This window comes from Candidatus Methylobacter oryzae (assembly GCF_003994235.2).
Taxonomy (GTDB): domain Bacteria; phylum Pseudomonadota; class Gammaproteobacteria; order Methylococcales; family Methylomonadaceae; genus Methylobacter_A; species Methylobacter_A oryzae.
On record NZ_RYFG02000093.1, the window covers coordinates 39,087 to 47,938 of the forward strand.

Consider the following 8,852-nt stretch of genomic DNA (forward strand, 5'->3'; position numbering starts at 1 on the left):
ACATCAATGGCAAGACGGAACAAACACAGTTTGGACGAAATAAAGGAAATGGTGCTGGCTGCGGCGGAAACCATCATCGTTAACGAAGGCTCTTCAGCACTAACGGCGCGAAGGATTGCGATGGACATCGGTTATACGGTCGGCAGCATTTATATGGTCTTCGACAGCATGGCCGATTTAATCACGCATATCAATGCAGCCACTGTAGACAATCTTAGCGGACAGATGCAGCAAGTTCCCGATTGCGCGCCTGAACAGCATATTACAGAGCTGGCTAAAACTTACGTAGCGTTTGCCGGCCGAAACTTTAACCGCTGGAGTATGATTTTTATCCGGGATAACGAACCTCCCGAGTGGTATCGACAAAAAATCAAGCAGATATTCAGCTTGGTGGACGCGCAGTTTGCACGTCTTGCGCCGAACGGCCCGGCACAGCAAAACCGGCTGGCAGCCAATGCTCTCTGGAGCGGTATTCACGGCATTTGCAGCTTGTCGCTGAGCCGGGATCAGGACGCAACGGCTATTAAAGAAGTTGAAGACGCTGTTGTATTGCTGGCTAAGAATTTTATCGACGGTTGGGTCGGTTCATTGCATCGCGAAAATTAATAACCGATGTTACGCATTGTCCACGGAAGGCGCGAAAAGACCTGATGTTGTCTACGACCTCATATCGTTATGCTCAAACGGACTGCCGCAAGGCGGAAACCGGGCCGAGAGGTGGACCTTCCGGGTTTCTAAAACCCGGAAGGTCTAAAATGCGTTGCCGATATTTTCGTGCTTCTCGTGGACTATGCTTTCATCATGACATGCGCCACATCAGTTAATAATAAGCCGGAATCCATACTGGCAATGCTATTCTTCAATAGTCCTGTTTCAATCGGCAAGCAGCAGGCAAATTAGCCGGTTTGGCCTATAATATCTATTTTTTTGCGGATTATCTAAGTGCTTGAAAGTCAGCTCGTGCCCATAATGATTGTGGAAGACGATCCCGGTCACTCGAAATTAATCGAGAAAAACTTGCGGCGCGGCGGCTTGAATAATCCAATTGAAACGTTCGAAAACGGTCAGTTAGCGCTGGACTATCTTAACCGCCAAAGCAATTTTAAAGATCATCCTATTGCTCAAACTCTACTGCTGCTGGACCTGAACATGCCGGTGATGAATGGCATGGAATTACTGCATATTCTTAAACAGGATATTAAGTTGCGCGACATTCCTGTCATCGTATTAACGTCGACCGACGATCAACGTGAAATAGACGAATGTTACAGCCTGGGATGCAATCTTTATCTGCCCAAGCCAATCGAATTCAACCGGTTTACCGAAGCGATGCGCAAATTAGGGATGTTAATTGAACTCATCGCCGTCCCTTCCATTAAATAACTCCCCGCCCCTATTGCCCTGATATGTCCGATACTGCTTCCACCAATATTTTATATATCGAAGACGACTTAGGCCTTGCTGAGCTGGTGCGTATAAAACTCGAGCGCGAAAACTATTGCGTTACGCATGCCGAATCGGGACGCCAGGGCTTGGCGTTGATACGTAAACAGGATTTTGCGGCGGTACTGATCGACTTTTACCTGCCCGATATGGATGGACTGGAAGTTTTAAAATCTATGCTGGCATTGAAGCCCAAGACTACCTGCATCATGATTTCCGGCATTAGCGACATACAGTTAATGCTCAATGCCATTCAACAAGGCGCGGAAGATTTTGTGCTGAAGGATTTTGAAGGCGCTTATCTACAGCTACTGCCCAGAACATTAAGTAAAACCTTGCTCAAACAGCGCTTAATTGCGGAGAAAAATGCCGCCGAACTGGAAAAAAATAACAGCGAGGCATTTTACCGGTCGTTAATCGAACATACCCATGTTGTTGCTTGGGAATACCTGCCAAGTGAAAGACGATTCAGCTATGTATCCGCGCAAGCGGAAAAATTGACCGGACACAGCCTGGAAGAATGGACTTCGGAAGGTTTTTGGGAAACCTGTTTATATCAGGAAGATTATGCAAAAGTTATCGCATTTTGCTCTTCGCTAACGCATAGCCAGCAGGAACAAAAACTTGAATTCCGGCTACAGAAAAAAGACGGCAGCGGAATTTGGCTTAGACAGCTAATCTCGGTAGTAGACAGGATTAACGAAGGCCATTATGTATTGCGCGGATTCCTGATTGATATTACCGAACCCAAACAGGCCATAGCAAAACAACGTTTGGCCGAGCTGGTATTCGATACTATCCATGAAGGCATTATGATTACCGATGCCGACAATCGCATTGAAATTGTCAATCCGGCATTCACAAAAATTACCGGCTACAGCTTCGATGAAGTCAGGGGGCAAAATCCGCGCATACTCAGCTCGGGACTCCAGGACAACGCTTTTTACAATACACTCTGGCGTTCTTTAAACAACTACGGGTACTGGGACGGCGAGCTTTGGAACCGGCACAAAAACGGCGAGATGTACGTGCAAGCGACCTCGATTTCCTATCTTCATGACGAAGCCGGCAACCTTAAACGTCACATCGCCGTCTTTGGCGACGTGACCGAAAAGAAGCAAGCGGAAGCCAAGATTCATTATCAAGCCAACTACGACCCGTTAACAGACCTGCCCAACCGTCAATTATTCCGGGATCGATTGCATTCGGCGGTAGCTTCGGCCAAACGCAGCAAATCGCAATTGGCTTTATTGTTTATAGACCTGGATCGTTTTAAAGAGGTTAACGACAGCTCCGGCCATACGGCCGGCGACAGATTGCTTATCCAGGTAGCCCGGCGGCTGAATGAATGCATCCGTGAAAGCGACACGCTGGCTCGCTTGGGCGGGGACGAGTTTGTCGTTATCATGAACAATTCAGGCCATAGCCATGACGTGGAAAATGTGGTCAGAACAATACTGGAGGTACTGGAACAACCGTTTTCTTTGGGCGAAGGCATTAACGCGGCTATTTCGGCCAGTATCGGCATAGCGCTATATCCTACAGACGGCCGGGACGATACGACCCTTATCCAGAATGCGGACGCGGCCATGTATCGCGTTAAGGAAACCGGCCGCAACGGATTCGAATTTTTTACTGCCGAAATGAACCGCGAAGCGGGCAAACGTCAACAGTTTAAAAACGCCTTCAAAAGCAGCCTGGAGAATGGCGAATTCAAAGTATTCTTTCAACCGGTCTGGCGGCTAAATGACGGACAAATCATAAGCGCTGAAGTTCTATCGCGCTGGCAACATCCTGACTGGGGCATGGTCATGCCGGACGATTTTATTCCCGTTGCCGAGGAAAGCGGTTTTATACACGACCTGAGCCTGTTTGTTGTCAAAGAAGTCGCCAAGCAAATTAAAATCTGGGATACGTGTAACTTGAACGAAATTTCGGTCGCCATCAATCTATCGCCAACCCAATTTCGTCGCTTGCGAGAATGGCTGGACAACATGCATCGGATTTTATCCGACCATGCTATTGCGCCGCACCGGATTAAGCTTGAAATTACTGAAACAGCGTTGATGGGCGACGCGCTTAAACTAATGGAAATTTTGAGCCATGTGCAAACGTCGGGCATCGAAATTTCCCTGGATGACTTTGGGACAGGCTATTCGTCGCTATCCAGAATCAGCGGTATGCCGCTGAATTTTATTAAAATCGACCGGAGTTTTATCAATCAAATCGGCCGTAAAGGCCAATGTAATGTGATTGAAGCGATTATTTCCATGGCGCATAGCATGAACTGCCTGGTTATTGCCGAAGGCATAGAAACTACGCAACAGCTGGAGTACCTGAAACAACTGGGCTGCGACTTTGGGCAGGGCTTTTTATGTAGCCGGCCTGTTCCGGCGGAAGATATGTTAATACTGTTACAAAAAGGAATTTTTATTTAATTTCCGGGTAACTATTCAGTGCATAGAACAATGGACCACGGATGACACAGATTAAACGGATAAACACGGATTTAAAGCTGAGTTGAGCAACTTAGGATATGGTCCATAATAACTTCTCGATATAGATTAGATGAAATTTTTCCGTTCGCCCTTCGACAAGCTCAGGGCGAACGGAAAAATTTCATCCCACCGCATCAAGCCGATCATGCTTCGACAAGCTCAGCACGAACGGCTTGACGACCGAAAATAGAGATTTCGGGAAGTTATTTTTAACCAAATCCTTAGCAGCTCAAACGAAACTTATACCCTTTGGGTATAAAAGCGTTATCAAACTTGGCTCAGGCTAAAAATCCGTGTAAATCCGTACTATCCGTGTCATCCGTGTTCTATTAAAGATACGCCGAATAGTTACAATTTCCAAAGCGCAGCCCAACTTATCTGCATCGTCATGCTCGACAATTCCGCCCCAACCGAACTCAAGCATCGCCTGAAACTATCGACAGCAGCACTGCTATTGAACTTCTGCCCCCAAATCTTTGCGGTCGAAGTCAACGACATGAGCCGGATGGACTTGGAACAGCTGATGACTGTAGAGCTGGAAACCGTTACCGCATCGAAATACAATCAAAAACTGTCGGAAACGGCCAGCTCGGTGACAGTCGTCGGCAAGGATCAAATCCAACAATTCGGTTACCGCACCTTGAGCGACGTGCTGCGCACAGTGCCCGGTTTTTTTATCACCAATAACCGCGAGTACGACAACGCCGGCATCCGCGGCTTCGACCAATCCGCCGATTACAATGGACGCATGCTGGTCATGATCGACGGTATCCGCATGAACGAAGCCATTTACGATTCCGGCTTCACCGACAATGCCCTGCCGATCGATATGGACTTGGTGGAACGTGTCGAGATCGTACGCGGTCCGGGATCGTCGCTGTACGGCAACAATGCGTTTTTTGCGGTGGTCAACGTCATTACCAAACTGGGCAAGGATTATCAAGGCGGCGAGCTCGGCGGTTCATGGAGCAGCTTTGACAGTTATAAAGGCCGCGCCAGTTACGGCCGCAAATTAGATAACGGCCTGGATTTTCTGGCATCAGCCAGCGGCTTCAATTCCGCCGGACAATCGCTACAAATACCCGAAGCCGCATCGCCTAGCAATCCTTTAGGCGCTTCTTCAGGCGCCAATAACGAACACGACAAACAATTCTTCGCCAAGGCCAATTGGGGCAATTTCAGTTTTGAGGGCGGCTATGGACGGCGTTTCAAGGGAATTCCGGGAGGGATATTCGGCGTCGATTTAGGTCCTCCGGCCAGCAGCCTCCAAGACAGCGAAGCCTTCGTCAACCTGCAATACCAAAAAGCGTTATCGCCAAAGCTGGACTTTACCGCGCGCACATTTTACGGCGATTACGATTACAAAGGACAGTTCCGCTATGGCGGCCTGTTGGTCAACAATTTGACACACGCCTGGTGGACCGGCCTGGAAATGCGCTTGCTGTCCAGCCACTTCGACGGACATAAGATCCTGGTTGGGGCGGAAGCCCAGGAAAACTGGCAACTACAGCAATATGCCGACATCGGCCCGCCTATCTCGGTATCTCAGGACGACTCCCGCGATACCCACCGTATCGGTATCTTCGTACAGGACGACGTGGATTTGACCGAGCGCCTGAAACTCTCGCTGGGCGCACGCTTCGACGATAATTCCCTGTCCAGCCAAAGCATGTTTAGCCCGCGAGTGGGACTGGTTTATCAGGCGCTGGCCGATACTGTTTTAAAACTGCAATACGGCAAGGCTTTCCGCTCGCCGACAATCGCCCAACAGTTCTATACTGTTTACGGCATACCCAATCAAACTGCTAATACCGGATTGCAGCCGGAACAAATCGATACCGTATCGCTAACTTGGGAGCAAGCTTTTGCCGGAGACTGGCATTTTACGGCCACCGGCTATTACCTGAAGCAGAACAAGCGGCTTGGCGTAGAGGAAATTGCCGGCTTCAGCCATGCCGTTAATTTAAGCGGAGATGTCGGCTACGGCGGGGAGTTCGAGCTGCAGCGGCGCTGGGACAACGGCGCCCTGCTGCGTACCGGCTACAGTTTGATCTTTGCCGAAGATCAGGATCCTGTTGGCTCGGCTCCCGGCATACTAGGCAACGTACCTCGCCATCTCTACCAGTTAAACTTCATGACGCCGCTGTTCAGCCCAAAATGGCGAGGCGGTTTCGATATGCAAGTTTTGTCGTCAAGAATGGGCTTGCAAAGCAATACGCCCGGATATACCCGAGTCGGCCTGAATTTACTCTACCAGCCCATCACCTATCTTGACTTGTCGGCCGGCGTCTACGACCTGCTGGACGACAACCGTTTGGAACCCGGCGGAATTTACGGCATTCCGCAGGAAGGGCGTACTTTCCGGCTGAAATTTCAATGCCGGTTCTGATCCGATGATACGCATATCAATCGCTGTATGGGCCTTGCTAGTAACACTGCTTGCAGGCGCCGTGGCCGATGAGGCTACCGAGTACGATCTTAAAGCCGCCTACCTGCTCAACTTCGCCGCTTATGTCGAATGGCCCAGCCCACCCAAGCCGGTAACAGTTTGCGTTTACGGCAACAACCCATTCAAAGCGGCAACTATTGCCGCTTTGCTGAATGCGAAATCAGGACAAATTGACGCCGTCTTCAAATATCCTCGCCAATTGGAATATTTAACAGTCTGTAATATCCTTTTTTGGCCGCAATCCGAACAGGGAAATTTCGGCAAGGCCACTGCCCTACTGAACAACGCCCCAATCTTGATTGTTACCGATGTCCAAGACGGCCTGCCGCAAGGCGCCATGATTAACTTGATTACAGAATCCAAGCATTTAAGATTCGAGATCAATATCGGTACGGTTTTAGCGTCGAAACTGAAAATCAGCTCGAAACTGCTGAAATTAGCCAAGATCGTTTCATGACGGAGATTAGCGATGATTGATAGAACACGGCTACAGACTGATTTTTCGTTGAAGCCCGCCATTTCAAAAATGTGCCGCTTAGCGTCGAGTTCTAGCGGCTCATCCTCGATTGCCAATCGCTTACACGCTATCCTCCGGGTATCTACCGGCGTCATATTCATTTCTTTCGTTTTATTCACCGGCTATATGGTACTCAGCAAGTACCAGGACACGGTCCAACGTATGCGCTCGCTGGCGTCTATTTTGGCTATCAATAGCGAAGCGTCATTGATATTTACCGACAAGACGTCGGCCGAAGAAAATTTACGTTCGTTATCCGCTATTGCGGAAGTATCCGGCGCCGGCATTATACAAGCCGACGGCAACACGCTCGCAGAGTATGCCGCTACGCCACACTTTGCACAGAAGCTACCCCTCGCCATGCGAAACTTGCTTGATCGGCTATCTATCGGCAAATTGCATCTGGAGCAGCCCGTATTGGCGCCGTCCCGCCCTCAACGATCTACGCGCGAATCCAAGCGGCAAGTCATTGGACTGCTTTGGATCGAGGCCGACTTGACCGGAGATTGGCTGGAACTGGCTACGGTATTGGGCATTTTCATCCCGGTGATGTTCGGCATCTACAGCTTAAGCCGGATGCTTAATAACAGGCTGGCCTATAGTGTCGTCAAGCCGTTGGAAGAATTGGCGGAAACCGCGCTCGAAATCGGGCAAAAGCGTAATTACGACAGACGGATGCTGCCGCATCCGAACATCACCGAGCTCAATGCCGTGGTAAACGGTTTTAACCAGATGCTCGAACAAATAGAGTCTCGCGACAAAGAACTGCAAAACCGCCGCGACCAGTTGCAGCAATACAATGAAGAGCTGAAGGATTTTTCTTATATTATCTCTCACGACTTGCGCGCCCCGATAATTAACGTCCAGGGCTTTGTCAACGAGCTGGGCTTGAGCCTGGAGGACTTGCGCAAACTGCTGGATACTGAAATGGCGCCGATGCCCGGCCATAAAAAAGCCGCATTGCTGAACATATTGAATGAGGATATTCCAACATCGACGCGATTTATTACCGGCGGTGTCGCAAAAATGAACCAGTTGTTGGCCGGAATCTTAAAGATTTCCCGATTGGGACGGCAGGAGTTGAATATCGGAATAGTCGATACGCAACGTTTGGTAAACGATAATATCGAAGCGATAAAATATCAAAGCACTCAAGCCGGAGCCAAAATTCAGGTTGAGCCTTTACCGCAGGTTGAAGCCGACCCTGATTTGCTATCCCAGATATTTGCCAATTTATTGTCGAATGCGATTAAGTACCTGGATCCGAAACGCCCCGGCAGGATTCAAATATGGGCTGACGATCAAGGCGATCATTTCAGGTTCTTTGTTAAGGATAACGGCTTGGGCATTCCGGAAAAAGATCAAAAAAGAATTTTTGAAATGTTCCGCCGCGGCAGTAACCATAAGTTGGAAGGCGAAGGCATAGGACTGAATTACATCAAATCGGCCATCAAGCGCCTGAATGGCGCGATTGCGCTGGAAAGCATTGCCGGTCAAGGTAGTGTATTCAGCTTTACGCTGCCCAAGGCTTCGTCGTAACTACGATAAACCGGCACAAATAACTTAGTAATTATTCAGCATATAGAGAAATGGAACACGGATGCCACGGATAGGACGGATTTACACGGATTTTTAACCCAAGCCTGATTAAACCCGTGATGATCCGTTTAATCCGTGTCATCCGTGTTCTATTGGAAATACGGTGAATAGTTACAAAGCTTAAACGCTTACAAGCTCGGCTGTTGTTTGTTCTTGCTGAGCACGCAATAACTCGACGAACTCTTCCTCCGGTATCGGACTGCTTTTAATATAGCCCTGGTACATATCGCAGCCTTTTTCCTGCAAAAACGCCAGTTGCTCCGGCGTTTCGACGCCTTCGGCCAAGACTTTAAAGCCCAAAATATGGCCCATCGCGACAATGGTGGCGGCGATTTCCATATCGTCC

General features: G+C 49.0%; 7 protein-coding genes. 6 read left to right on the forward strand and 1 reads right to left on the reverse strand.

Annotated elements, in window-relative coordinates:
* Window positions 1–6 precede the first annotated feature (6 nt).
* The 6 genes from EKO24_RS10685 to EKO24_RS10710 all read left to right on the forward strand — a co-directional run bounded on the left by EKO24_RS10685 (window position 7) and on the right by EKO24_RS10710 (window position 8,446).
* Window positions 7–606 (forward strand): TetR/AcrR family transcriptional regulator, encoded by a 600-nt coding sequence (locus EKO24_RS10685; RefSeq protein ID WP_127028335.1) that lies wholly within the window; start codon window positions 7–9, stop codon window positions 604–606.
* A 363-nt stretch (window positions 607–969) separates the two neighbouring features.
* Window positions 970–1,383: a response regulator gene (locus EKO24_RS10690; protein ID WP_127028343.1), complete on the forward strand. Its 414-nt coding sequence runs from the start codon at window positions 970–972 to the stop codon at window positions 1,381–1,383.
* Window positions 1,384–1,406: 23 nt separating this feature from the next.
* Window positions 1,407–3,881, forward strand: a complete 2,475-nt coding sequence (locus tag EKO24_RS10695) for an EAL domain-containing protein (protein ID WP_127028336.1) — start codon at window positions 1,407–1,409, stop codon at window positions 3,879–3,881.
* A 448-nt stretch (window positions 3,882–4,329) separates the two neighbouring features.
* Complete coding sequence (locus EKO24_RS10700) at window positions 4,330–6,330, forward strand: TonB-dependent receptor plug domain-containing protein (protein ID WP_127028337.1); 2,001 nt, start codon at window positions 4,330–4,332, stop codon at window positions 6,328–6,330.
* A gap of 4 nt (window positions 6,331–6,334) precedes the next feature.
* Window positions 6,335–6,847 carry a YfiR family protein gene (locus tag EKO24_RS10705; RefSeq protein ID WP_127028338.1) on the forward strand — a complete coding sequence of 171 codons (513 nt, stop codon included), beginning with the start codon at window positions 6,335–6,337 and terminating at the stop codon, window positions 6,845–6,847.
* A gap of 12 nt (window positions 6,848–6,859) precedes the next feature.
* Complete coding sequence (locus EKO24_RS10710; protein WP_127028339.1) at window positions 6,860–8,446, forward strand: sensor histidine kinase; 1,587 nt, start codon at window positions 6,860–6,862, stop codon at window positions 8,444–8,446.
* Window positions 8,447–8,626: 180 nt separating this feature from the next.
* Here EKO24_RS10710 and EKO24_RS10715 read toward each other — a convergent pair.
* Window positions 8,627–8,852, reverse strand: a 226-nt coding sequence (locus EKO24_RS10715; protein ID WP_143733213.1) for an EAL domain-containing protein, incomplete at its 5' end; no start/stop codon positions are given.